Origin of the sequence: Lentzea sp. NPDC051213 (assembly GCF_044455585.1) — a bacterium.
Classification (GTDB): Bacteria; Actinomycetota; Actinomycetes; order Mycobacteriales; family Pseudonocardiaceae; genus Lentzea.
This window is the reverse complement of sequence record NZ_JBITEX010000001.1, coordinates 760,708-783,114: the sequence shown is the minus strand read 5'-3', so window position 1 is coordinate 783,114 and position 22,407 is coordinate 760,708. Positions and strand designations below refer to the sequence as shown.

Below are 22,407 nucleotides of genomic sequence, written 5' to 3'. Positions count from 1 at the left end.
TCGACACGACTGTCGAGGCTAGCTTCCGGCCCCGGTTCCGGGGCCGGAAGCGGGGAAATCAGTCCGTTCCCGACTCGATCGCCGCGGCGTCGAGCAGCGCGTCCGCCGCGGAGACCTCACCGCGGGAGGCGATGGCCTCGGCGCCACCGTCGGGCACGTCGCCGATCAGCTGCGTCGACTCGGGCTGTGCGGAGATGAGCGCCGACTGGCGGGTGCCGACCATGCCGAGACCCGCGAAGAGCTCCAGCTTGGCGCGCGAGTCCGCGATGTCGAGGTTGCGCATGGTCAACTGGCCGATGCGGTCGACCGGGCCGAACGCCGAGTCCTCGGTGCGCTCCATCGACAGCTTGTCCGGGTGGTAGCTGAACGCCGGGCCGGCCGTGTCGAGGATCGAGTAGTCGTCGCCCCTGCGCAGCCGCAGCGTGACCTCGCCGGTGATCGCGGACCCGATCCAGCGCTGCAGCGACTCGCGGATCATCAGCGACTGCGGGTCGAGCCAGCGGCCCTCGTACAGCAGCCGGCCGAGCTTGCGGCCCTCGTTGTGGTACTGCGCGACGGTGTCCTCGTTGTGGATCGCGTTCACGAGGCGGTCGTAGGCGATGTAGAGCAACGCCATGCCGGGCGCCTCGTAGATGCCGCGGCTCTTGGCCTCGATGATGCGGTTCTCGATCTGGTCGGACATGCCGAGGCCGTGGCGGCCGCCGATGGCGTTGGCCTCCAGCACCAGGTCGACGGAGTCGCCGAACTCCTTGCCGTTGATGGTGACCGGGCGGCCCTGGTCGAAGCCGATGGTCACGTCCTCGGTCGCGATCTCGACCGACGGGTCCCAGAACTTGACGCCCATGATCGGCTCGACGATCTCGATGCCCTCGTTGAGCAGCTCCAGCGACTTGGCCTCGTGCGTCGCGCCCCAGATGTTCGCGTCCGTCGAGTACGCCTTCTCGACGCTCGACCGGTAGGGCAGGTCACGCTCGAGCAGCCACTCGGACATCTCCTTGCGGCCGCCGAGCTCAGCGACGAACTGCGCGTCGAGCCACGGCTTGTAGATCCGCAGCGACGGGTTCGCGAGCAGGCCGTAGCGGTAGAACCGCTCGATGTCGTTGCCCTTGTAGGTGGAGCCGTCGCCCCAGATCTGCACGTCGTCGTCGAGCATGGCGCGGACGAGCATGGTGCCCGTGACCGCCCGCCCGAGCGGGGTGGTGTTGAAGTACGCCCGGCCACCGGAGCGGATGTGGAACGCGCCGCAAGCCAGTGCCGCGAGCCCCTCCTCGACGAGCGCCGAGCGGCAGTCCACCAGGCGCGCGATCTCGGCGCCGTACGTGCCGGCGCGGCCGGGGACCGTGTGGATCTCGGGCTCGTCGTACTGACCGATGTCCGCGGTGTACGTGCAGGGCACAGCGCCCTTTTCACGCATCCACGCGACCGCGACGGAGGTGTCGAGACCACCGGAGAAGGCGATGCCGACGCGTTCGCCGGCCGGAAGTGAAGTGAGCACCTTGGACACGTTGAGAATTATGCACGACGATGTATGAGCATGCACGTCGGGGTGCCTGTTAGTTGCGCCTCAGCGATGTTTCCGCTGGTGGTGAGCCGCAAATCGGTCTGGGCCGCGAGACGGCCAGGCGCTAGCGCGGGTCCAGTTCGTCGGCCTTCTCCCGCATCCGCTCGATGCTGCCCTCGTGCTCGTCGGCACGCATCGCCGTGATGGCCGCGAACAGGTGCACTCCTGTGTACGGGTCCTGTTCCTTCTGCTCGTAGATCTCGCCGAGCGTGGCGTTGTACATGGCGTGCGACATCGCCGCGAGCAGCGCGCGCGTTCGTGGCGCCACGCCCTTCGGTGCGGCGGCGTCGATGATCGGCGTGACGCGTTCCCACACCTCGTCCGGCGGGCCGGGCGGGTAGATCTGGTTCAGCGTGAGCAGGCCGTCCTCGAGCGCGCCCATGACCAGGCCGATCTCGTCCTCGCCGGCCGGCATGAGCCGCTCGACGCCTTCGAGGTCCTTCTCGTGATACGCGATGGCGAGCCGCAGACCGATCGCCTGGCAACGGTCCTTCACCCCCGGCTCGGCGCACCACCACCGTTCCCGCGCGGTCCTGGGAATCATGCCCGCAGTGTCCCGCCCCCGGCCCGATTCCGCGCGAAGACTTAGGCAAGCCTAACCAAAGGTGTTAGGTTCGACGGCATGCCGCGCTACTCCGCCCTCGACAGGTTCACCCTGAAGGCCGCCACCAAGGCGGCCGAGCTCCTGATGGCCCCCGCGAACCGCCGGGAGGTCTTCGACCAGTTCGTCATGACCGTCACGGCGGTGACCGAGCTCAGCGAGCACATGCGCCGCATCACCTTCCACGCGCCGGAGTTCGCCTCGTTCGCGGTGACGGGCCCCGACGAGTACTTCGGCCTGCTGATGGCGACCGACCGCGAGCTGGTCATGCCGGCCGACGACCGCATCAACGTCCGCAGCTCGTTGCGCGCGATGCCCGAGGACGTGCGCCCTGACCTGCGCTGGTACACGGTCCGCGCGCACCGTGCGGACGTGGCGGAGATCGACGTCGACTTCGTGGTGCACGGCGACGCGGGCCCCGGCACCCGCTGGGCCCGGCGCGCCGAGGCGGGCCAGAAGGCGGGCTTCCGCGCGGGCGGCTCCGCGTACCGGCCGCCCACGTCCGGCGCCGTGCTGCTCGCGGCCGACGAGACGGCACTGCCCGCCCTCGCCGCGATCCTGTCGACGGAAACGCGGCCGCTGCACGTGTTCGTCGAGGTGCCCGACCCGTCGTTCCAGCTCGACCTGGACGCGACCTGGGTGTTCCGCGGCTCGGACGAGCCGGGATCCGCTGTGGTGAAGGCGATCCAGGACGCCACCTTGTCCACTGTGGACTACGCGTGGGCGTGCGGCGAGTCCGGCCTCGCCACCGGCGTGCGCCGCCACCTCGTGAAGGATCGCGACGTGGATCGCAAGGCGATCATGTTCAGCGGTTACTGGAAGGTCGGCTCCGCCCGGATGTAGGTGTATTTCCGTCGCACTCCCCCGCATCGACGTCCTGACCTGACATCACGACTTCTGAGGGGGAGTCGATGCGTTTACCCGCAATCGTCGCAACCGTCCTGCTGGCCACGGGTCTCGTGGCCGGTGTGGCGTCCGCGGCACCCCGTGTACCCGACGCGGCCCGCGTCCAGTCGTCCAGCTCGGAGATCAGCGCCGCGGCGGAGTTCTGGACACCGGAACGGATGGCGGCGGCCAAGCCGGTGGACCGCGGCGTGTCCGTGGCCCAGCTGCGGCAGGCCGCGCAGACGTCCGTCCTGGGCAGGCTGTCCGTCCCCGGCACCGCGCCCAAGGTGGCGCCGGAGGAGAAACTCAGCACCATGGCGGGCCAATGGGGCTCGTCGTGGCCGCGCCGTCACGACTGGGTGTCGATGACCAACGGCAAGGTGTTCTTCGAGAACAACGGCTTCTGGGAGTGCTCCGGCGTCGTCGTCAACAGCGCGGCCCGCAACACCGTCTTCACCGCGGGCCACTGCGTGCACGGCGGCCGCGGCGGCGCCTGGGCCCGCAACTGGACCTTCGTGCCCGACTACTACTTCAACGACCGCCCTGCCGGCACCTGGTCCGCGCGGCAACTGTTCTCGCTCAACGGCTGGATCAACGACAGCAACAACTCCTACGACATCGGCGCCGCCGTCATGCACCCGCTGAACGGCCGCAAACTCGCCGACGTCACCGGCAGCCAGGGCATCCGCTTCAACGGCCCGGGCACCCCGTACGTGTGGCACTTCGGCTTCCCGGCCAACCCCGGCTTCAACGGCCAGGACCTGATCAACTGCGACGGATGGGTGTCCCGTCCCGGTGATCTGCGGCTGCCGTGCAACATGCACGAGGGCGCGAGCGGTGGGGCGTGGCTCGCGGACTTCAACCAGAGCTGGGGGTACACGGTCAGCGTCAACTCGTATCACGTGGGCAACGACCGCACCCAGATCTACGGCCCGTACTTCGGTGACGGCGCCAAGAACCTCTACGACACGGTGAAGAACCTGGCCTAACAGCCGCTCAACCGCAAAGTCCGTTCCACCACAGGATCTGTGGCCGCCATCCCGTACCGGTGCTCGTACACGGCCAGCGTGATGCGTTCCAGATCCTCGGCCGCCGACGGCGTGGACTCCACGTAGTCGGCGGCCATCAGCAACATCGGGTACCCGGCCGACCCCTGCGGCGGCAGGTACCCGTTGACCGCCAGCAGGGTCGCGCCGAGCCGCCGGTAGAACGCGATGCGCCGCCGCCGGATCGACTCCTCCGCCGGGTCGATGCCATGCTGAGCCGGGTCCTCGACGTCGTAGACGATGCGCGTGTAACCGGCGCCGGTCATCGCCACCCGCAGGTGCGTCCACAACTGTTCGCCGAGACCGCGGCCCTTCTCCCCCACGGTGAAGTAACGCAGGTAGACCCAGCCGGTGTCGCCGAGCGGCCGCAGCACCGCGAGGCCCAGCGGCCTGGAGTCCATCAGCACGAGTGCCGTGTCGGCGAGCAGGTTGCCGAACGACGCGCGCAGGTGCGGTTCGAAGCCGTCGAAGTAGATCTGCTGCACCTGGGTGAGTTCACCCGAGGTCAACGACGAAGCGGGCACGAGCTTCACCGGAACTGTCCCCCCACCATGGTTCGGAGCACCTCGATGTCCTTGATGCGCTCTGGCGCGACTGTGGCCGGGTTGCCGGACAGCACGACGAGGTCGGCCAGCTTCCCCGGGCTCAAGGTGCCTTTGAGGTGTTCCTGTTTGCAGGCATAGGCCGAGCCGTAGGTGAAGGCGCGCAAGGCTTCCAGCCCGCTCACCGCTTCTGCCGGGTTGAACGGCGCGCCGGACGACGTCCGCTGGTTGACCATGTCGTGCATGCCCAGCAGCGGGGCTCCGGTGACCACCGGGCGGTCCGAGCTGCCGGGGACGATCATGCCCGCGTCGAGCAGGGAACGCTGGCGGTAGGCCCACTTCGTGCGGTCCGGGCCCAGGGCGCGGAGCATGCCGTCGCCGATCTCGTTGACGAAACGGCCCTGGGGCACGGCGATCACGCCCAGTTCCACGGCTCGCGTCACCTGGTCCGGGCGGGCCACGCCGAAGTGTTCGACGCGGTGCCGCACGTCCGGGCGCGGGTCCAGGCGCTGGGCCTCGGCGTAGGCGTCCAGGACGAGGTCGATGGCGGCGTCACCGATGGCGTGCGTGGCCACGCGCCAGCCGCCGCGGTGGGCGGCGATGATCGTGTCGCGCAGGTCGGCCGCCTCGCCCTGGAGGTAGCCGTGGTTGCCCGGGGTGTCGGCGAAGTCGTGGCACATCGCGGCCGTGTGGCCGATCAGGGAGCCGTCGGAGAAGATCTTGGTCGGGCCGATGCGGAGCCAGTCGTCACCGAAGCCGGTGCGCACGCCGAGATCCAGGCCCAGTCCCAGTTCCGTTACCGGGTGCAGGGCGTCGGCGGCGATCATCAGTTCGACGCGGACGTGCAGTTTGCCCTGGTCTCGGGCTCGATGATAGGCCTCCAGCTCGACCGGGGACTTGCCGATCCAGCCGCCGCCGATGCCCGCCTCGACGCAGCTCGTGACGCCCTCGGCCAGGTACACCCGGCCGGCGCGGTCGATCGCGTCGACCAGCGTGTCCACCGGGTACGGGAGCACGAGCGGGTTCACCAGCTGCTGGGCCTGTTCCTGGAGCAGGCCGGTCGGGCGGCCGGCCGCGTCCGTGACGACCAGGCCGCCGGAGACTTCGACCGCCTTCTCCGAGATCCCCAACGCCTCCAGCACGGGCGAGTTGACCACGCACATGTGGCCGGACGTGTGCTTGATCCACACCTTGCGGCCGCGGGCGACGCGGTCCAAGCCCTCACGGGTCGGGTGGCCGCCGCACTTGTTCTGGTCGTAGCCGAAACCGACGACCCACTCGCCTTCCGGGGCGGCTTCGACCGCCGCGTACAGCTCGTCCAGGCCGGAGACCCGGCAGTCCACTTCGGACAGCGTGAGGCCGAACCACGCCATGTGGTTGTGGGCGTCGTGGAATCCCGGGGTGACGACCGCGCCGCCCAGGTCGACGACCTCGCGGGCCGGAACCTCTTCCAGCGCCACGATTCGGTCGCCCAGCACGGCCAGCGCGGAGGCCGGGCCGTCGAGGGTCACGAACTCCGCGTTCGTCAGCAGCAGATCCGCCTTGATCATGCGAGCTCCTCGAACGCCTTGCGGTACCAGTCGCTCCACGGCGCCGGACGGCCGTCGGCGTCGACCTTCACGATCACCCGGTAGCCCGAGGCGTAGTGGCCGCACCGGAAGCCGTACCGCGCGCTGGTGGTGCCGAGGTGGTCGGCGGTGATCTCCACCGGCAGCGGGCCGGGTGCGGTGAACGCGGCGTGGAACTCCACGTGCAGTTCGCGCACCACGTAGTTCAGGTCGGGGTCGCGGTCGGCGTACGACGACCACCCGAGGCCCAGGTCCTCGAACAACGCCGACTGCGCGCGCTCAACGTGCACGGCGAAGCGTGAGTTGTGCAGGGTGCCGTTGAGATCGAGTTCGTCGAAGAAGACCGGGCTGTCCCAGCGGAAGCTCACCGCAGTTGCTCCTTCGCGACGCGCTCGGACGGGGTGCGCGGCAGGTCGTCCCGGAACTCCCAGAACCGCGGCACCTTGAACGACGCCAGCCGTTCCGCGCAGAAGGAGGCCAGCTCGTCCGGCGACACGGAGCCCACGACGAACGCCTTGACCTCCTCGCCGCGGATCTCGTCCGGCACGCCGACCACGGCCGCGAGCCGCACCTCGGGATGGCTCATCAGCACTTCCTCGACCTCGTGCGCGGCCACGTTCTCGCCGCTGCGCCGGATCATGTCCTTGATCCGGCCCAGGTGGTAGACCCGGCCGTCCTCGATCCGCGCCAGGTCGCCGGTGCGGAACCAGCCGTCCAGAAAAGGCGAAGGCTGCCCGAGGTAGCCGTCCATCATGCCGGGGCCGCGCAGCCACAACTCGCCGTCGACGATCTTCGCCTCGCGATGTGCCGCGGGACGCCCAAGGCACCCGGTGCCGACGAACCGGTCGTGGTCGTCCGCGGTGATCCGCAGGTCAGCGCCGGTCTCGGTCATGCCGTACGCCTCGAACCAGCCCACGCCCCAGCGTTCTTCCAGTTCAGCGTGCAGTGCAGGCGGGATCGCGGAGGCCTGCACGACCCGCACCTGGTGCGAGCGATCCAGCGGGTCGGGTGGCATCCGCAGCAACAACGTCGGCATCGCGCCGAGGCAGTAGAAGTAGGTGACGCGGTGCTCGCGGACCTTCTCCCAGAACGTCGACGGGTGAAAGCCGTCCAGCACAACGAGATGTGCACCGGCGAGCAGCGCCGCGACGACGTTCCACTGTGGATCGATGTAGTAGAACGGTTGCGCGGTCAGCATCACGTCGTCGGAGCTCAGCCGGGGAAACTCCTCGACGAGGCTGCCGCCGAGCGTCATCCAGTAGGAGTGCGACAGCACGCACGCCTTGGGCTTGCCCGTGGTGCCCGAGGTGAACTGCAGGTTCACCGGCGCGGACACCGGTTCCTGCACGAACCCGTCGACCGGCTTGAGATCCTCGACGTGGTGCACGACCCGGCCGTCGAGCAACGGCCCGAACTCCTCCGTGCTCACCACGGCGACCGCTTCGGAGGTCGACAGCACGTGCTCGGCGTCGACCGAGCGGTACTTGACGTTGACCGGCACGGTCGTGGCGCCGAGCTTGATCAGCGCGAACCAGACCAGCGGGAACTCCGGCACGTTCCGCAGCATCAGACCGACCCGGTCGCCCGCCCGGATCCCCTTGTCCCGCAACGCCTGCGCGTACCCGTCGGACAGCGCATCGATCTCGGCGAACGTGAACGAGCCGCCCGGATCGAACGTCCAGGCGAGCCGCTTCGGCCAGCGCGCGGCAGCGGATTTCAGCGCGGTGATCAGGTCAGCCACGGCCGAACCCCTCTCGCGGCGCGTCACCCTCACCGGACAGGCTGGTCAGGATCGCGTGGTCGACCTCGGTCTCCAGGGCAGCCTCGAGCGACGAGTCCGCACCGAGATCCAGCACCCGTTTGGCCAGCGACACCGCGACCGGCGGCTGCGCGGCGATGTACCCGGCCAGTTCCAGCGCGGTCTTTTCGTGGTCGGAGCTGACCCGGTTGACCAGTCCCAACTCGCAGGCGCGGGCAGCGGGAATCCGCTCGCCCAGCAGGAGCAGTTCCTTGGCGCGCGGCAACCCGACCATCCGCGGCAGCAGGCCCGAGATCCCGCCGGTGACGCTCAGCCCGACGCTGACCTCGGGGAACCCGAAGCGCGCGTCCTCGTGCGCCACCACCAGATCGCACCCGAGCGCGAACTCGCAGCCCGCACCGAGCGCGTACCCGTGCACCGCGGCGATCACCACACCGGGAAACGCGCGGATCGCGCGCGTGACGTCCTGGATGCGGTCCAGCCTGGCCCGTGTCTGCGTGACCGTCTCGGCCGGCACCGGCTCCTTCAGGTCGTGCCCGGCGCAGAACGCCCTGCCGCGTCCCGCCAGCACCACCACCCGCGCCTCGTCGAGCCGGGCGGCGGCGAACGCACCCAGCAGGTCCTCCACCAGCGCCGGTACCACGGCGTTCAGCCGTTCCGGGCGGTTCAGGTGCACCTGCGCGATGCCCTCGGCACACGAGTAGTCGACGGTCATCTCTCCCCTTCGATCGATCGATCGATTGAGTCCGACGGTAAGGTCGCGCTACCGTGCCGGTCAAGGGAGAGGGCGAGTGATGTCGACTGAGGAACGGGTCCGCGAGGCGGCGGTGGCGTTGTTCGCCGAGCGCGGGTTCCACGGCACCGGCATCCGCGACCTCGCCCAGGCCGCCGGCCTCTCGTCGGCGACGCTCTACCACTACATGGGCACCAAGGAAGACCTGCTCGCCGCGATCATGCGCGCCAGCCTCACCGCGTTGATCGCCGCGGCCGAGCAGATCACCGGCGATCCACGTGAGCGACTGATCGCGCTGGTGCGGATGCACGTCCAGGCGCACGCCGAGAAGCCGCGCGAAACCCTCGTCGTGGACGGTGAGATGCGTGCCCTGACCGGGGAACGCCGCGCGGAGATCGTCGCCTTGCGCGACCGGTACGAGCAGTTCTGGCAGGACGCGATCAGCGAGGGGATCAAGGCGCGACAGCTGACGGTCGCGGAACCGAACGTCGCCCGCCTGGCCCTGCTGGAGATGTGCAGCGGCGTATCGCGCTGGTATTCGCCTGCAGGGCCGGTCAAGTTGAGTGATCTCACCATGCAATACGCGGGCATGGCGCTGGGCATGCTCGGTGCGGCCCGCTAGTCTCGGTCCTGCCAGCGGTTCACCGGTTCGTCCGGTGGAGCAAAAGGGAACCCGGTGCGAATCCGGGACTGCCCCGCAGCGGTGAGTGGGAACGAAAGCCGTCATACGCACTGGGTCTGCCAGATCTGGGAAGCGACGGCCGGTAGGGACAAGATCTGCGCCCACGAGTCCGAAGACCTGCCGCCGGTCCGCGCGCCACCAGGTGCGCGGTGCTCCGGAGCCTCTCGGGCGGGCCAACGGGCGCAGCTTCTGTGCTGCCCTGCGCGCGTGTCTCCGGTGCTTCCGCACGCTCGCGAGGAGAGAGCCTGTGACCATTGGCAGCACTGTTTTCGGTTATCCCCGCATCGGCCCGAAGCGCGAGCTGAAACGCGCGGTCGAGCAGTACTGGGCCGGCAAGATCGACGAAGCCGCCCTGCGGCGGACCGCGCGGCGACTCCGCGCCGACACCTGGACCGAGCTGTCCGAACTGGACTCGGTGCCGGGCAACACGTTCTCGTTCTACGACCAGGTGCTCGACACGGCGTTCCTGTTCGACGCCATCCCGCAACGGTTCCGCGACCTTGGACTGTCCGAACTGGACACCTACTTCGCCGCCGCGCGGGGCCGTGACGGCGCCACCGCGCTCGAGCTGACCAAGTGGTTCGACACGAACTACCACTACCTGGTGCCGGAACTGGGACCGGACACGGAGTTCCGGCTGGCCGGCGACAAGCCGATCGCGGAGTACCGCGAGGCCCGCGAGCTCGGCGTCACGACCCGGCCGGTGCTGCTCGGCCCGGTGACGTTCCTGCTGCTGGCCAAGCCGGCCCAGGCCGGTTTCGAACCGCTGGCGCTGCTGGACCGGCTGCTGGAGGCCTACACCGAGCTCCTCGGCCGGCTGCGTGCCGAGGGCGTGGAGTGGGTGCAGCTCGACGAACCGGCGTTCGCCGCCGACCGCACACCGGCCGAGCTCAACGCGTTGCGCCGCACGTATCGCACGTTGAGCGGCCTGCCCGGCCGGCCGAAGCTGCTGGTGACCGGCTACTACGGCGATCTGGGCCCGGCGCTGCCGATCCTGGCCGAGTCGCAGGTCGAGGCGATCGGCATCGACCTGGTCAGCGCGCCGGACACCTCGGTCGCCGTGCCCGCGTTGCGCGACAAGACGTTGGTGGCCGGTCTCGTCGACGGTCGCAACGTCTGGCGCACCGACCTGCACGCGGCACTGGCGAAGGCCGCGTCCCTGCTGGGTTCCGCGCGCGAGGTCGTCGTGTCGACCTCGTCCACGCTGCTGCACGTGCCGTACGACCTGGACGCCGAGAATCTCGAGCCGGACGTGCAGGCACGACTGGCCTTCGCACGGCAGAAGGTCCGCGAGGTCGTGCTGCTCGGTAAGGCGCTGCGCAACGGCGCGGACGGCGCGTGGGCCGATGAGGCCAAACGAACCGTGCCGTCGCCACGGCGTGATGACCACGTGCGGGCGCGCATCGAGTCGTTGCGGCCGGAGCACCGTTCCCGTGCGCCGTACGAGGACCGTGCCGCCGCCCAGCAGGCCCGGCTCGGCCTGCCGCCGCTCGCGACCACGACGATCGGCTCGTTCCCGCAGACCGGCGACATCCGCAAGGCGCGCGCGGCCGTGCGCAGCGGGGAGATCACCGAGGACGAGTACGTGCAGCGGATGCGGGACGAGATCGCTCGCGTGATCGATCTGCAGGAGGACATCGGCCTGGACGTGCTGGTGCACGGCGAGCCCGAGCGCAACGACATGGTCCAGTACTTCGCCGAACACCTGGACGGCTTCGCCAGCACGCAGTTCGGCTGGGTGCAGTCCTACGGCTCGCGGTGCGTGCGGCCGCCGATCATCCACGGTGACGTGTCACGGCCGAAGCCGATGACGGTGCCGTGGAGCACCTACGCGCAGTCGCTGACGGCCAAGCCGGTCAAGGGCATGCTGACAGGCCCGGTGACGATCCTGGCGTGGTCGTTCGTCCGCGACGACCAGCCGCTGGCCGACACCGCGGCCCAGGTCGCGCTGGCGCTGCGGGACGAGATCCGCGACCTCGAAGCCGCCGGTATCCGGGTGATCCAGGTGGACGAACCGGCGCTGCGCGAGCTCCTTCCGTTGCGCCAGAAGGACCAACCGGCCTACATCGAGTGGTCCGTCGGCGCGTTCCGGCTCGCCACCGCGGGTGCCACGCCGGCCACGCAGATCCACACGCACCTGTGCTACTCGGAGTTCGGCGAGGTGATCGGCGCGATCTCCGACCTCGACGCCGACGTGACGACCATCGAGGCCGCACGGTCCAAGATGGAGATTCTGGAGGGCCTCGACTTCCCGCGCGGCATCGGTCCCGGCGTCTACGACATCCACTCGCCGCTGGTCCCGAACGAGGACGACATCGTTTCGCTGCTCACCGAAGCAGTGCGCGCGGTGCCAGGTGAACGTTTGTGGGTGAACCCGGACTGCGGCCTCAAAACCCGCGGTTACGCCGAGGTGGAGCCGGCATTGCGAAACCTGGTCGCGGCGACGCTGCGCATGCGTGCCGACCTGGGCTGATGAGAGCGCGACCCCGGGACGTGATCGATTCCGTCTCGGGGTTGTGAATTTCCCGGTCTGGCAAAGATTTGGCGAACCACCTAGACGCGAACGTGGTTCATGTACCACCTTCTGCCTCGCACGCCTCTCCGCTCCCTGCTCCCGGAATCGAGGCCTCTGTTGAGGAAACTCCTACCCGCGCTGGCCGGCGCGCTCCTGATCACCGCGCTGTTCCCCGGAATCGCACTCGCCGATCCACCGCAGGCCATCCCCGCCAACTACGCGGCGGAGGACGGCAAGTGGCAGCCGGCGTTCGACTACGACGGTGACGGCTGCTACCCCACCCCGGCGATCTCGCCGTCCGGACAGGTGGCGCCGGGCCTGAAGAACTCGGGCGCGCTCAACGGCAACTGCCACGACCAGTCCGATCTGGACAACACCAACTCCTACAGCCGCAGCAAGTGCAACAACGGCTGGTGCGCCTACCTGTACGACCTGTACTTCGAGAAGGACCAGGCCGTGCCGGGCTGGGACTGCTGCGGTCACCGCCACGACATCGAGCACGTGGTCGTGTGGGTGCAGAACGACGTGGCTCAGTACGTCTCGACGTCCGAGCACGGCAAGTACAAGACCCACCCGCGCGGCAACGTGCAGTGGGAAGGCACCCACCCGAAGATCATTTACCACAAGGACGGCGCCAGCACGCACTGCTTCCGGCTCGCGAATTACAACGAGCAGGCGGAGAACCACTACGGGGTGTACCAGTACCCCGACCTGGTCAGCTGGGACCGCTTCCCGGCCGGGGTGCGCGACACCCTGGTGAACGCGAACTTCGGCAGCGCGTCGCTGGCGATCAAGGACAGCGCGTTCAACTACAACCTCGGCCAGGCCAAGCCGGCCGGGATCGCGTTCGACCCGAACGCGTGATCATTTAGCGACGCGATCGAGCCACTCGGCCAGGAGGACCCGTTCCGCTGGAGACAGCATCAGGGGCGGGTCCTCTTCGAGTGCGACCCTGAGCGCGATCGCACGACTGGGGATGTCGGTCGGCCCGTCCGGTGACGTGTCCGACGTGATCGCCCTGATCACCTGCTCGCGCGAGAACGTGATCAGCTCCAGGTCCCGTTCCGCCTCCGGCGTCGCGATCAACGACAGCACCACGCCCATCCCCGCCGCGTGCACGAACTGCGCAGCCTGCTCGACCGGGACCGTCAACCGGCCCGCCGAGGCGATGCGGCTGATGATCTCGCGGAGCATCGCGTCCGCCTCCAGCCGCGCCTGACGCTTGCGCGGCTCGCCGTACATGAGCAGGTAGAACGCGGGCCGCGCGAGGCCGAACCCGATGTGCAGCTCCCAGCCACGGCGCAGGTCGTCGACCGGGTTGTCGCTGGCACCCATCGCGTGCTTGGACGCGAGGTAGTCGGCGAAGCCGTGGGCCGCGACGGCGTCGAGCAGTCCGTCCTTGTCCCCGAACAGCCGGTACAGCGTCGGCGCCTGCACACCCGCCGCCGACGCGACCGCGCGCGTGGAGACCGCCTCCTTGCCGCCCTCGATCAGAAGATCGGCCGCAGCCTTCACCAACCGCTCTCGCGTGTCCATGTAACGACGGTAACACATCAGGGGTAGCGCTGATTCGATATCAGTGCTACGTTGATTGTGTTAGCGACGGAAACACCAGCTAGGGAGCACAGACATGACACGCGTTGCGATCGTCACCGGCGGGTCGAGGGGCATCGGGCGGGCAGCCGCCGAGCGCCTCGCCGCCGACGGGACCGCCGTCGTGATCGTCTACGCCGGCAACAAGGCGGAGGCTGACACCGCGGTCGAGGAGATCAAGGCAGCCGGTGGCCAGGCCATCGCCGCCCAGGCCGACGTGGCCGACGAGAACGCCGTCGCCGCCGCGTTCGACCTCGCGGAGCAGACCTTCGGCGGCGTCGACGTGGTCGTGAACTCGGCGGGCATCATGCCGCTGGGCACGGTCGCCGACATGGACCTCGAAGTGTTCGACCGCATCCAGCGCACCAACGGGCGCGGCACGTTCGTCGTGGCCCAGCAGGCCGCACGTCGGCTGCGCACCGGCGGCGCGCTCATCAACGTCTCGTCCTCGGTCGTGGGCCTGCGCTTCCCCCAGTACGGCGCCTACGCCATGTCGAAGGGCGGCGTCGAGGCGCTGACGCTGATCCTGGCGCGCGAACTGCGCGGCCGCGACATCACCGTGAACGTCGTCGCCCCCGGCCCCACCGCCACGGCCCTGTTCCTGGAGGGCAAGGACGAGGCGACGATCGACAACCTCGCGAAGCAGGCGCCGCTCGAGCGCATCGGCTCGCCCGACGACATCGCCGAGGTCATCTCCTTCCTGGCGGGCCCCGCCCGCTGGATCAACGGTCAGGTCGTTCGTGCGAACGGAGGCATCATCTGATGGGCAAGGTCATCGTCGTCACCGGAGCGTCCAGCGGTTTCGGAGCGCTCGCCGTCCGATCACTGGCTCTCGCCGGGCACACCGTCTACGCCGGCATGCGTGAGACCACCGGCCGCAACGCGACCGCGGTCGCCGACCTCGGCACCTTCGGAGCCGATAACGACGTTTCCGTCCACGCGGTCGAACTCGACGTGCAGTCCCAGGAGTCCGCGGACGCCGCGATCGCGTTCATCGTCGCGGAGCAGGGCCGCCTGGACGTGATCGTGCACAACGCCGGCCACATGGTCACCGGCCCGGCCGAGGCGTTCACGCCGGAGCAGTACGCCGCCCTGTACGACGTCAACGTGCTCGGCACCCAGCGGGTCAACCGCGCCGCCCTGCCGTTGCTGAGGGCTCAGCACTCCGGGCACGTCGTGTGGGTGGGCTCGAGCTCCACGCGTGGCGGCACTCCCCCGTACCTGGCGCCGTACTTCGCGGCCAAGGCGGCGATGGACGCGGTCGCGGTCTCGTACCGCGCCGAGCTGCTGCGGTTCGGCATCGACACCACGATCGTCGTGCCGGGCGCGTTCACCCACGGCACCAACCACTTCGCGCACAGCGGCACGCCCTCGGACGGCGATGTGGCCAAGGCGTACGAGGAGTTCTACCCCGGCCTCATGGAGCAGGTGGGTGCTCGTCTCGCCGAACTGGAGCCGCCGTGGGCCTCTGTTTCAGCCGTCGCTGAAGCTATCGTGGACGTTGTCGGTTCCGACGAGCCGCCGTTCCGGGTGCACATCGATCCGTCCAACGACGGTGCCGAGGTCGTGAACGCCGTCGCCGACCGCGTACGCAGCGAGTTCCTGCGCCGGGTCGGGCTCGAAGACCTGGTGTGAGTCAGGCTTGGCCGAGGAGCGCGGAGACGGTCACGAACCGGAAGCCGCGCTCCTTCAGCCCTGTGATGATCGGTTCGAGCGCCTGCCTGGTGGGTTCGCGCGTCGAGTACATCGGGTGGAGCAGGATGATCGAGCCGGGCCTGGTCTCGTTCAGGGTGCCGGTCAGGATCTGCTCTTTGGTGGGCGTGCCGTTCGAGTCCGGTTCCACGTCCCACATCACCGTCGTCCTGTTGTGCTTGCTCAGGTAGTGCGGCAACGCGAAGAGCTTCTTGCCGTTGGGTGGCCGGAAGTGGATGTCCTTGCTGTAACCGGTCGCGCGGATCTTCTGGTCGGTGTCCTCGATCTCCCTGGCCACCGTCGCCGGCGTCACCCCGACCATCCGCTCGTGGTTGTAGGTGTGGTTGCCGATCTCGTGGCCCGCCTCCGCGATCTTCCTGCCGAGTTCGGGGTGCTTGTCGAGGTCGCGGCCCATGAGGAAGAACGTGGCGGTGACTTCCTGCCGGGCCAGGGTGTCGAGGACCTGCTGGGCGCCGGCCGGGTCCGGGCCGTCGTCGAAGGTCAGGGCCACCACCTTGTCGGTGGTCTCCACCCGGTGGACGAGCTCACCGAAGAACTGGAACGTGCGTGAGCTGCTGACGTTCCACAGCACCACGGCCGCCGTCAGCGCGACGACGAGGATGCTTGCGGTGATGATCGTTGGCTTGCGAGACAACCACTTCATGCGCCAACTATGGCAGAGGGCCGTCCACACGGGACGGCCCTCCTGGGTCGATCAACGCTCGCCGAGCTGCCATTCCGGCCGCACGTAGTGGCACGTGTACCCGTTCGGATACCGCTCCAGGTAGTCCTGGTGCTCCGGCTCGGCCTCCCAGAAGTCCGTTGCCTGGGCGACCTCGGTGACGACCTTGCCCGGCCACTTCCCCGACGCGTCGACATCGGCGATGGTCGCCTCGGCGACCTGCTTCTGCGCGTCGTCGGTGTAGAAGATCGCCGAACGGTAGCCGGCGCCGATGTCGTTGCCCTGGCGGTTGCGGGTCGACGGGTCGTGGATCTGGAAGAAGAACTCCAGGATCTGCCGGTAGCTCAGCCGCGCCGGGTCGAACACGATCTCGATCGCCTCGGCGTGGTTGCCGTGCCGGCGGTACGTGGCGTTGGGCGTGCTGGGGTCGCCGGTGTAACCGACGCGCGTGGAGACGACGCCGGGGTGGCGGCGGAACAGGTCCTGCATGCCCCAGAAACAGCCGCCCGCGAGAACAGCCTTCTCCGTCACAGTGATACTCCTCTGCTCGGTGTTCACTCAGGAGAACGTTCGGGCTTGGCGGGTTCATCCCCGTCGAGTTGTGACGTATCCATTACGGGCGCCCCCACCGACCTGGCCTCGATGACCTCGCCCAGGTAGCGCATGACGACGGCCACCGCGGCCGCGACCGGCACGGAGAAGAACGCGCCCGCGATGCCGTAGAGGCTGGTACCGGCGGTCACGACGAGCAGCACCACGGCCGCGTGCAGGCGCAGGCTGCGCGACTGCAGCATGGGCTGCAGCACGTTGCCCTCGACCTGCTGCACCACGATGACGATGATCAGCATGATGATCGCCGTGGTCAGGCCGTTGCTGACCAGCGCGACCAGCACCGCCAGCGCACCGGCGATGAACGCACCGATGATCGGGATGAAACCGCCGAGGAACGTCAGCGCGGCCAGCGGGATCGCCAGCGGCACGCCCAGGATCAGCAGGCCGAGGCCGATGAACACCGCGTCGATCAGGCTGACGATCGCCTGGCTGCGGATGAAGCTGCCGAGCGTGACCCAGACCCGCTCCAGCACGTTCGTCACGTGCGAGCCGGCGCGCTCACCGATCAGGCCGCGCACCCACGGCGTGAAGCGCATGCCGTCCTTGACGAAGAAGAACGCCAGCAGCAACGCCACCAGGCCCGTCACGACGCCGGACGTCACCGCGCCCGCACCCGAGAGCAGCCCGCCCGCGATCGACCCGATGCTCGACTTGATCTGCTCCACACCCTGGGCGATCAGCTTGTCGAGGTCGGTGTCGCGCAGGTTGAGCGGCGGCCCCGCCACCCAGTCCTGCAGCTGCGACATGGCCTTCTGCGCGCTCTTCGCGATCTCCGGCACGCCGGACGCGATCGACGTCGAGATCGCCGCGATGACCCCGCCCAGCACACCCAGGCCGACGACCAGCACGATCGTCGCCGACAGCGCCGAGTTCAGCCCCTTCGACATCAGCCACCTGGCCGGCGGCCACAGCACCGTGGTGATCAGCAGCCCGAGCAGCACGGGCATGACGACCACCCACAGCGTGCCGATCAGCCACAGCACCATCCAGAAGCCGAGCGCGGCCAGCGCCACCCGCAGACTCCACCGCGCGAGCCAGCTCACGCCGTGCCCGATGGCCTCACCCTTGTCGTTCCACCTGCGATCCCGTTCCACGCTCTACAGTCTGTCGTGATCTAGCCCGAACGGGTGGCAGACATGCCGCTTTCATGGCCGCCTGCTCTTCTGCAGCGCCGCGATGGCCTCCTCAACACGCAGCTCGCAGGGCAGCGGCGGGTCAGCAGCGGGGTCGTACGGCGGAAGCACCGGCACCTCGGCGCCCAGCTCCCGCAGCATCCGCTCAGCCTTGTCCAGGTCGTGCCGGCGGACGTAGGGCTCACCGTCCGCCCACGCGAACTCGTACTCGCTGAGGGCGTGGCTGGTCGCGCGATCGCGGTCGCCGAGCTCGCGCCACAACTCGGCCAGCAGGTCGTCGCCTGGCCAGAGGTTCTCGATCTCGGCACGCGCGTCCGGCAACTGCCCGAGCCGCAGACGTGCCAGCATCAGCCAGCCTTCGTCCCTGTCACTGGGAATCCCGGTCTGTCGCGCCATGCTGACCGCGCCCTCGAACTCGTTGGCAGCCGAGGCCCACTCCTCGCGCGACATGTGCAGGCGGCCACGCAGGTTGTGCACCGTCCTCATCACGAACCGCGTCCCGCGGCTGCGCGCCAGCGCATCGATGTCGTCCAGCTCCTGGTGGGTGAGCAGGCCCCGGGGCAACCGGGAGTCCGCATACATGATCTCGGCCACCCCCGCCTTCGTGCCGTCCACGTCCCACACCCGGGTCAGGTCGAGCGTCGCCCAGACGGCCTCCAGCTCAGCCGTTCTCCCCAGCACCGCGAACGACTCCAGCAGCTTCGACTGGAGGTTGAACCGCACGTTGGCACTCTCGGTCAGCTCGGCGAGCCGCAAAGCGGTTTCGGTGGCGAAATGCCCACGCGCCAGGCGGTTCACGCCGATGAGCACCATCGCGGCGTTCCCCAGGCAGATGGCGGCACCGCCCCATTCCGCGTCGTCCAGATGCTCTGCCACGGCGACCTCGAACAACTCGAGCGCTTGATCCCACCAACCCAGCTGGTAGTACGCGCCGCCGACGTCGTTCAACAACCAGGCGATCTGATCGCGCGCCAGCTGCCGCGCACTCGGCGCGCTGACCTCCCACCCCGCGCTGAAGAACGGCCGCAGCAACGACAGCACTTCGGGAGCTGCTTCGAGCTTGTAGAGCAAGGCATCGCTCAGCCCGCTCGTGTACGAGTTGTAGGCGGCACGCCATTTGCCCATCTGCAACAGCGTCCGGACGACCGTGACGTGGCCGCGCAACTCCTCCAGGCCACCGACGTACAGGTAGGTCTGGTCCACGCGGGCCGAGAAGTGGTCGACCACCCGCTGGCCCAGGACATGCCGATCTTCGTCCCGCAGACCACCCGAAGCGACCGCGCGCACGACCGGGTGCAGGTCGTAGTGCCTGGACGACCAGTCGTACTGGAGCAGGCCGCGTTGCTCCAGTTCCGCCACGGCCCTGCCGAGGTCTCTCGACGACAGCCGGCTCACCGCCTGGAGAGTGGAGTACTCGACCGCCTCCGACAGGATCGCCAGCGTGGAGAGCAGCTGACGACCCGGCTCCCCCAGCGCGGCCAACGCCGCGCGCAGGATGTGATTGCGTTTCTGGACCAGGTCGAGCTCGCCGAGGTCGAGGTGGCCGTCTGCGGACCACGCGTCGAAGTCACCGCGGGCGGGCAGGTAGTCGTTGACGAGACCGGCCACGATGCCGGTGACCAGCGGGTGGCAGTCGCAGTGCCGTTGCAGATAGGCCCGCATCGCCGCCCCGTCACCGGTCACCCCGCAGCCGCGCAACAGGGCCTCCGCGTCGGCCGGGCGGAGACCGGGCAGACGTTGGTGCAGGACACCGGGAATCGCCTGGGAGGCCTGGTTCAGCAGCACCCGCGGCACCAGCCGCGAGCTGATGAGGATCTTGGACGGGGCCGCGGCAGCCAGCCTGCGCAGGAGGTCCTCGTCCTCCGGGCGGATCGTCGCGCAGGGGTGCCGGTCGCTGATCTCGTCGGCGGAACCGGCGTCCTCGTCGAGCAGCTGCGCGGCGTTGTAGCGGTGGTAGGCGACGAGCACGCGTTCCAGGCCATCCAGCACCAGCAGCCAGGGCTTGGATTCCAGCTGGCGCAACAGGAGTTCGCCGAGCTCGGCCTGACCCTTGCCGGCGAACGCGGAGAGCGGCTGGCCGGTCATGTAGGACAGGGCGTGGCGGCAGAAGTCGGCCATCACCGCGCCCGCGTCGTAGAACGAGTACCAGAACCGGCCCGCCCAGTCCCGCACGCCCGGCGCGTAGTGGTTGATCCACTCCCACGTGAGGATGCTCTTGCCGGTACCGCCGATGGCCTCGAACAGCAGCACGGTGCGCGACTCCGCGGTGCCTGCCCATTCGCTCAACGTCGTGAGCTGCTCCTGCCTGCCCACGAACGGATGCGAGCCCAGGTAGCGAGGGCGCGCGTACAGGGCGGGTGCCACCGGAGTGCCCTCCGGTGGTGCCGGAACCTCCTGCGCGGGTTCGGTTTCCAGCAATGCGCGCAGTTCGGCGACGGACTGGGTGGCCTTGGCGGTGAAGTCGCCGAGGCTCGTGAAAACGCAGTAGACGCGCTGCAGTTGGCCGTCCGCGAGCTTGACCTCCTCGCGGAACGCGTCGAGCCTCGCCTGCTTCACCGGATCGGGCTCGACGTCCGCCCGCGTGATCGGGTGATCGTCGCCCATGATGAAGATCAGGATCGGTCTGCCGAGCCGGATCGCCTCGCGATATTCCAGGTGGGTCAGCGAAAGCCCGTCGGGATTGGCGGCGCAGACCGGCACCTGGCCGTAGCGGTGGCTGATGATCCCGACGTACCCCGAAGCTTCCCGCACCTTGCGCAGCGACGAGTCCAGCACGGTGCCCGCCGGCAGCGCCGAGTCGGATTCCATTGCCACGGCGTGCAGTTGCAGGCCCTGGATGGCGCTCATCAACGCTGCCCGGTGTTCCCGGAGGTCAGCGAACGTGGACGACACCATCACACCGGGGTACTGCCGTGGCGCGGACACGTGAAGTTGTCGCGCCACGGCCGAACGTTGTTACGACCCGAACGGGTTATCCAAGACCCCAGAACGCGTCTTCCTCGGCCGGGTCGGCGGTGAACAGCCAGACCTCGGCGACCTTGCCGTCGGCGACGCGCATCAGGTCGACGCCGACGCCGTCCATCTCGGCGCCCGCGCGCTTGGCGGTCCAGTGCACCGGCGCGGCCACGATGTCGCCGTTGACCATCAGCGGGGCGTTGCGCGCCAACGTGAAGGTGCCCTCGGACACGGTCATCATGCCGCCGATCAGCTCGCCGACGGCGGCGCTGCCGTGGTGCACGCCGGAGAACCGGTTGGCACCCGGCTGGTGCCACACGATGTCGTCGGCGAACGTGGCCGAGACGGTGGCGAAGTCACCGGACTCGAGGGCGTCGAAGTAGGTGGTGATGACGGTGAGCGGGGCGGTCATGACTTCTCCTTTTCCGTGGTGGTGCCCTATGCTCTCCAAAAGTAACCAATTACCTCAACGTAACTAATGGACGGATGTGCCCCATGTCACAGGTCATGCCGGACTGGAGCGTGCTCGCGGCGACCTGCCCGTCCCGCACATCGCTGGCGCGCATCGCGAACAAGTGGACGGCGATGGCGGTGTCCGTGCTCGGCAACAACGGCCGCATGCGGTTCGGCGACCTCAGGACCCAGCTCGACGGGATCAGCGGCAAGGTCCTCACGGAGACCCTGCGCGACCTCGAACGGGACGGCCTGGTGACGCGGCACGTGCACGCCGAGGTGCCGCCACGGGTCGAGTACGAGCTGACCGAACTCGGCTTCACCCTGCACGTGCCGCTGCTCGCGCTGTGCCGGTGGGCCGAGGAGCACATCGCCGAGGTGCTGGTGAACCGCGAGAGCTACGACGCCCGTTAGAGCAGGCTTTCCGCGCAGTCCACGATCGCGGTGACGGCCGGACGCGGCTGCCAGCCGAGCACGCGCGACGCTTTCTCGTGCGAGAGCGTGTACTGGCGGCCGAGCATCGGCACCAACGGCCTGATCTCCTTGACCACCAACGACAACGCCTTGAGCAGGAAGTCCGGCAACGTCCTGCGCGGCACCCGCGAGGCCCGTTCGCCGAAGTGCTGGCGCAACGTCCGGGCGACGTCGGCCATCCACATGAACTCGCTCACCGCGATGAACCGCTCCCCCGCCGCCTCCGGTGCGGTCATCGCCCGGATGTGCAGGTCGGCGACGTCGCGGACGTCCACGATGTTCAGCCCCACCCGCGGCGTGCCGGGCATGCCGTCGAGCAACCGGCCGACGACCCGCACCGATCCCAGGTTCTCCTGGGACAGGGTGGGCCCCAGCACCGCGCCGGGAAGCACCGTCACCAGCGCCGTGTCCTTGTCCCGCATGAACTCCCAGGCGGCGCGCTCGGCCAGCACCTTCGACCGGCGGTACTCGTCGAACGGCTGCACCTCCAGGTCCGTCCACAGCGTCTCGTCGAACACGCCGGTCGAGCCCGGCGCGGGCGTGGCGGCCGCCGCGGAGGACGTCAGGACGACCCGTTCCACGCCCGCGTCCACGGCTGCGCGGAGCACTCGCAGCGTGCCGTCACGCGCGGGTCCGACCAGGTCGCCGTCGCCACTGAGCGGCGACGCGACGTGCAGCACGTACCGGACGCCGGCCATCGCCTCCGCCCAGCCCTCGTCGGACGTCAGGTCCGCCTTGACCACCTCGTAGTCGCCGGGCACGTCCGGGCGCCGGCTGCGGATGGTCGTGCGCACGTCATGGCCCTGGCGCAGCAGCTCGGCGATGGTCCAGCCGGCCACGAACCCGGTGCCACCGGTCACCAGAACGGTCACGACACACCTCCAGATTCATTAGCCGTGCGGCTAATGAAATCGACTGTAG

22 protein-coding genes and 1 riboswitch are annotated in these 22,407 nt (G+C 69.0%); of the genes, 8 read left to right on the top strand and 14 right to left on the bottom strand.

All coding sequences use genetic code 11. From position 1 onward, the window contains the following. Positions 1-58: 58 nt before the first annotated feature. Complete coding sequence (gene argG, locus ACIA8G_RS03545; protein ID WP_396416662.1) at positions 59-1,504, bottom strand: argininosuccinate synthase; 1,446 nt, start codon at positions 1,502-1,504, stop codon at positions 59-61. A gap of 121 nt (positions 1,505-1,625) precedes the next feature. Then, positions 1,626-2,105, bottom strand: coding sequence for a hypothetical protein (locus ACIA8G_RS03540; protein WP_396416661.1), 480 nt, complete (start codon positions 2,103-2,105; stop codon positions 1,626-1,628). A 78-nt stretch (positions 2,106-2,183) separates the two neighbouring features. Here ACIA8G_RS03540 and ACIA8G_RS03535 point away from each other — a divergent pair, with 78 nt between their 5' ends. Both ACIA8G_RS03535 and ACIA8G_RS03530 read left to right on the top strand, forming a co-directional pair. Then, positions 2,184-3,005: a siderophore-interacting protein gene (locus tag ACIA8G_RS03535; RefSeq protein ID WP_396416660.1), complete on the top strand. Its 822-nt coding sequence runs from the start codon at positions 2,184-2,186 to the stop codon at positions 3,003-3,005. A gap of 68 nt (positions 3,006-3,073) precedes the next feature. Further along, positions 3,074-4,036 carry a trypsin-like serine peptidase gene (locus ACIA8G_RS03530; RefSeq protein ID WP_396416659.1) on the top strand — a complete coding sequence of 321 codons (963 nt, stop codon included), beginning with the start codon at positions 3,074-3,076 and terminating at the stop codon, positions 4,034-4,036. On the opposite strand, the gene ACIA8G_RS03525 is transcribed toward ACIA8G_RS03530, so the two are convergent. From ACIA8G_RS03525 to ACIA8G_RS03505, 5 genes are read right to left on the bottom strand one after another with little or no spacing between them, the layout of a single operon-like run. Then, a complete protein-coding gene (locus ACIA8G_RS03525) occupies positions 4,033-4,626 on the bottom strand; it encodes a hypothetical protein (protein ID WP_396416658.1) in 594 nt (197 codons plus the stop codon). The genes ACIA8G_RS03530 and ACIA8G_RS03525 overlap by 4 nt on opposite strands. Beyond that, the gene (locus ACIA8G_RS03520) at positions 4,623-6,185 is read right to left on the bottom strand and encodes an amidohydrolase (protein ID WP_396416657.1); all 1,563 of its coding nucleotides are present in this window, start codon (positions 6,183-6,185) and stop codon (positions 4,623-4,625) included. Before ACIA8G_RS03520 ends, ACIA8G_RS03525 begins: the two co-directional genes overlap by 4 nt. Beyond that, entirely contained in the window at positions 6,182-6,571 is a 390-nt protein-coding gene (locus ACIA8G_RS03515; protein ID WP_396416656.1) for an acyl-CoA thioesterase, read from the bottom strand. The genes ACIA8G_RS03520 and ACIA8G_RS03515 overlap by 4 nt, the downstream gene beginning before the upstream one ends. After that, entirely contained in the window at positions 6,568-7,944 is a 1,377-nt protein-coding gene (locus ACIA8G_RS03510; RefSeq protein ID WP_396416655.1) for an AMP-binding protein, read from the bottom strand. Before ACIA8G_RS03510 ends, ACIA8G_RS03515 begins: the two co-directional genes overlap by 4 nt. After that, positions 7,937-8,677 (bottom strand): enoyl-CoA hydratase/isomerase family protein, encoded by a 741-nt coding sequence (locus ACIA8G_RS03505; protein ID WP_396416654.1) that lies wholly within the window; start codon positions 8,675-8,677, stop codon positions 7,937-7,939. Before ACIA8G_RS03505 ends, ACIA8G_RS03510 begins: the two co-directional genes overlap by 8 nt. Before the next feature lie 79 nt (positions 8,678-8,756). On the opposite strand from ACIA8G_RS03505, the gene ACIA8G_RS03500 reads away from it, so the two are divergent. From ACIA8G_RS03500 to ACIA8G_RS03490, 3 genes are all read left to right on the top strand, one after another. After that, the gene (locus ACIA8G_RS03500; protein WP_396416653.1) at positions 8,757-9,317 is read left to right on the top strand and encodes a TetR/AcrR family transcriptional regulator; all 561 of its coding nucleotides are present in this window, start codon (positions 8,757-8,759) and stop codon (positions 9,315-9,317) included. Beyond that, positions 9,316-9,517, top strand: a riboswitch (cobalamin riboswitch). It overlaps the preceding gene by 2 nt. A gap of 107 nt (positions 9,518-9,624) precedes the next feature. Then, positions 9,625-11,850: a 5-methyltetrahydropteroyltriglutamate--homocysteine S-methyltransferase gene (gene metE / locus ACIA8G_RS03495; protein ID WP_396416652.1), complete on the top strand. Its 2,226-nt coding sequence runs from the start codon at positions 9,625-9,627 to the stop codon at positions 11,848-11,850. 159 nt (positions 11,851-12,009) lie between these two features. After that, positions 12,010-12,756, top strand: coding sequence for an NPP1 family protein (locus ACIA8G_RS03490; protein WP_396416651.1), 747 nt, complete (start codon positions 12,010-12,012; stop codon positions 12,754-12,756). Here the strand turns inward: ACIA8G_RS03490 and ACIA8G_RS03485 are convergent, their stop codons facing one another. Beyond that, positions 12,757-13,428: a TetR/AcrR family transcriptional regulator gene (locus ACIA8G_RS03485; protein ID WP_396416650.1), complete on the bottom strand. Its 672-nt coding sequence runs from the start codon at positions 13,426-13,428 to the stop codon at positions 12,757-12,759. Positions 13,429-13,522: 94 nt separating this feature from the next. Here ACIA8G_RS03485 and ACIA8G_RS03480 point away from each other — a divergent pair, with 94 nt between their 5' ends. Continuing rightward, positions 13,523-14,248 carry an SDR family oxidoreductase gene (locus ACIA8G_RS03480; protein WP_396416649.1) on the top strand — a complete coding sequence of 242 codons (726 nt, stop codon included), beginning with the start codon at positions 13,523-13,525 and terminating at the stop codon, positions 14,246-14,248. Then, positions 14,248-15,120 (top strand): SDR family oxidoreductase, encoded by an 873-nt coding sequence (locus tag ACIA8G_RS03475; RefSeq protein WP_396416648.1) that lies wholly within the window; start codon positions 14,248-14,250, stop codon positions 15,118-15,120. The genes ACIA8G_RS03480 and ACIA8G_RS03475 overlap by 1 nt, the downstream gene beginning before the upstream one ends. 1 nt (position 15,121) lies before the next feature. On the opposite strand, the gene ACIA8G_RS03470 is transcribed toward ACIA8G_RS03475, so the two are convergent. Genes ACIA8G_RS03470 through ACIA8G_RS03450 form a run of 5 tightly spaced genes read right to left on the bottom strand, consistent with a single transcriptional unit; the run spans position 15,122 to position 20,971 of the window. Then, entirely contained in the window at positions 15,122-15,841 is a 720-nt protein-coding gene (locus ACIA8G_RS03470; protein WP_396416647.1) for a polysaccharide deacetylase family protein, read from the bottom strand. A 51-nt stretch (positions 15,842-15,892) separates the two neighbouring features. Then, positions 15,893-16,390, bottom strand: coding sequence for a peptide-methionine (S)-S-oxide reductase MsrA (gene msrA / locus ACIA8G_RS03465; RefSeq protein WP_396416646.1), 498 nt, complete (start codon positions 16,388-16,390; stop codon positions 15,893-15,895). A gap of 23 nt (positions 16,391-16,413) precedes the next feature. Then, positions 16,414-17,565 (bottom strand): AI-2E family transporter, encoded by a 1,152-nt coding sequence (locus ACIA8G_RS03460; RefSeq protein ID WP_396416645.1) that lies wholly within the window; start codon positions 17,563-17,565, stop codon positions 16,414-16,416. Between the two features lie 51 nt (positions 17,566-17,616). After that, the gene (locus ACIA8G_RS03455) at positions 17,617-20,547 is read right to left on the bottom strand and encodes a DUF4062 domain-containing protein (RefSeq protein ID WP_396416644.1); all 2,931 of its coding nucleotides are present in this window, start codon (positions 20,545-20,547) and stop codon (positions 17,617-17,619) included. Positions 20,548-20,575: 28 nt separating this feature from the next. Then, the gene (locus ACIA8G_RS03450) at positions 20,576-20,971 is read right to left on the bottom strand and encodes a nuclear transport factor 2 family protein (RefSeq protein ID WP_396416643.1); all 396 of its coding nucleotides are present in this window, start codon (positions 20,969-20,971) and stop codon (positions 20,576-20,578) included. Positions 20,972-21,054: 83 nt separating this feature from the next. On the opposite strand from ACIA8G_RS03450, the gene ACIA8G_RS03445 reads away from it, so the two are divergent. Next, complete coding sequence (locus ACIA8G_RS03445) at positions 21,055-21,426, top strand: winged helix-turn-helix transcriptional regulator (protein WP_396416642.1); 372 nt, start codon at positions 21,055-21,057, stop codon at positions 21,424-21,426. Here the strand turns inward: ACIA8G_RS03445 and ACIA8G_RS03440 are convergent. Further along, positions 21,423-22,358 carry an NAD-dependent epimerase/dehydratase family protein gene (locus ACIA8G_RS03440; RefSeq protein WP_396416641.1) on the bottom strand — a complete coding sequence of 312 codons (936 nt, stop codon included), beginning with the start codon at positions 22,356-22,358 and terminating at the stop codon, positions 21,423-21,425. The two genes, ACIA8G_RS03445 and ACIA8G_RS03440, sit on opposite strands and share 4 nt — an antisense overlap. Between the last annotated feature and the right edge of the window lie 49 nt (positions 22,359-22,407).

Bases quoted from the DNA above. Each gene is read 5' to 3' on its own strand.
- ACIA8G_RS03540 (WP_396416661.1), bottom strand. From the start codon at position 2,105: ATGATTCCCAGGACCGCGCGGGAACGGTGGTGGTGCGCCGAGCCGGGG.
- ACIA8G_RS03535 (WP_396416660.1), top strand. From the start codon at position 2,184: ATGCCGCGCTACTCCGCCCTCGACAGGTTCACCCTGAAGGCCGCCACC.
- ACIA8G_RS03530 (WP_396416659.1), top strand. From the start codon at position 3,074: ATGCGTTTACCCGCAATCGTCGCAACCGTCCTGCTGGCCACGGGTCTC.
- ACIA8G_RS03520 (WP_396416657.1), bottom strand. From the start codon at position 6,185: ATGATCAAGGCGGATCTGCTGCTGACGAACGCGGAGTTCGTGACCCTC.
- ACIA8G_RS03505 (WP_396416654.1), bottom strand. From the start codon at position 8,677: ATGACCGTCGACTACTCGTGTGCCGAGGGCATCGCGCAGGTGCACCTG.
- ACIA8G_RS03500 (WP_396416653.1), top strand. From the start codon at position 8,757: ATGTCGACTGAGGAACGGGTCCGCGAGGCGGCGGTGGCGTTGTTCGCC.
- ACIA8G_RS03485 (WP_396416650.1), bottom strand. From the start codon at position 13,428: ATGGACACGCGAGAGCGGTTGGTGAAGGCTGCGGCCGATCTTCTGATC.
- ACIA8G_RS03480 (WP_396416649.1), top strand. From the start codon at position 13,523: ATGACACGCGTTGCGATCGTCACCGGCGGGTCGAGGGGCATCGGGCGG.
- ACIA8G_RS03475 (WP_396416648.1), top strand. From the start codon at position 14,248: ATGGGCAAGGTCATCGTCGTCACCGGAGCGTCCAGCGGTTTCGGAGCG.
- ACIA8G_RS03470 (WP_396416647.1), bottom strand. From the start codon at position 15,841: ATGAAGTGGTTGTCTCGCAAGCCAACGATCATCACCGCAAGCATCCTC.
- ACIA8G_RS03450 (WP_396416643.1), bottom strand. From the start codon at position 20,971: ATGACCGCCCCGCTCACCGTCATCACCACCTACTTCGACGCCCTCGAG.
- ACIA8G_RS03445 (WP_396416642.1), top strand. From the start codon at position 21,055: ATGTCACAGGTCATGCCGGACTGGAGCGTGCTCGCGGCGACCTGCCCG.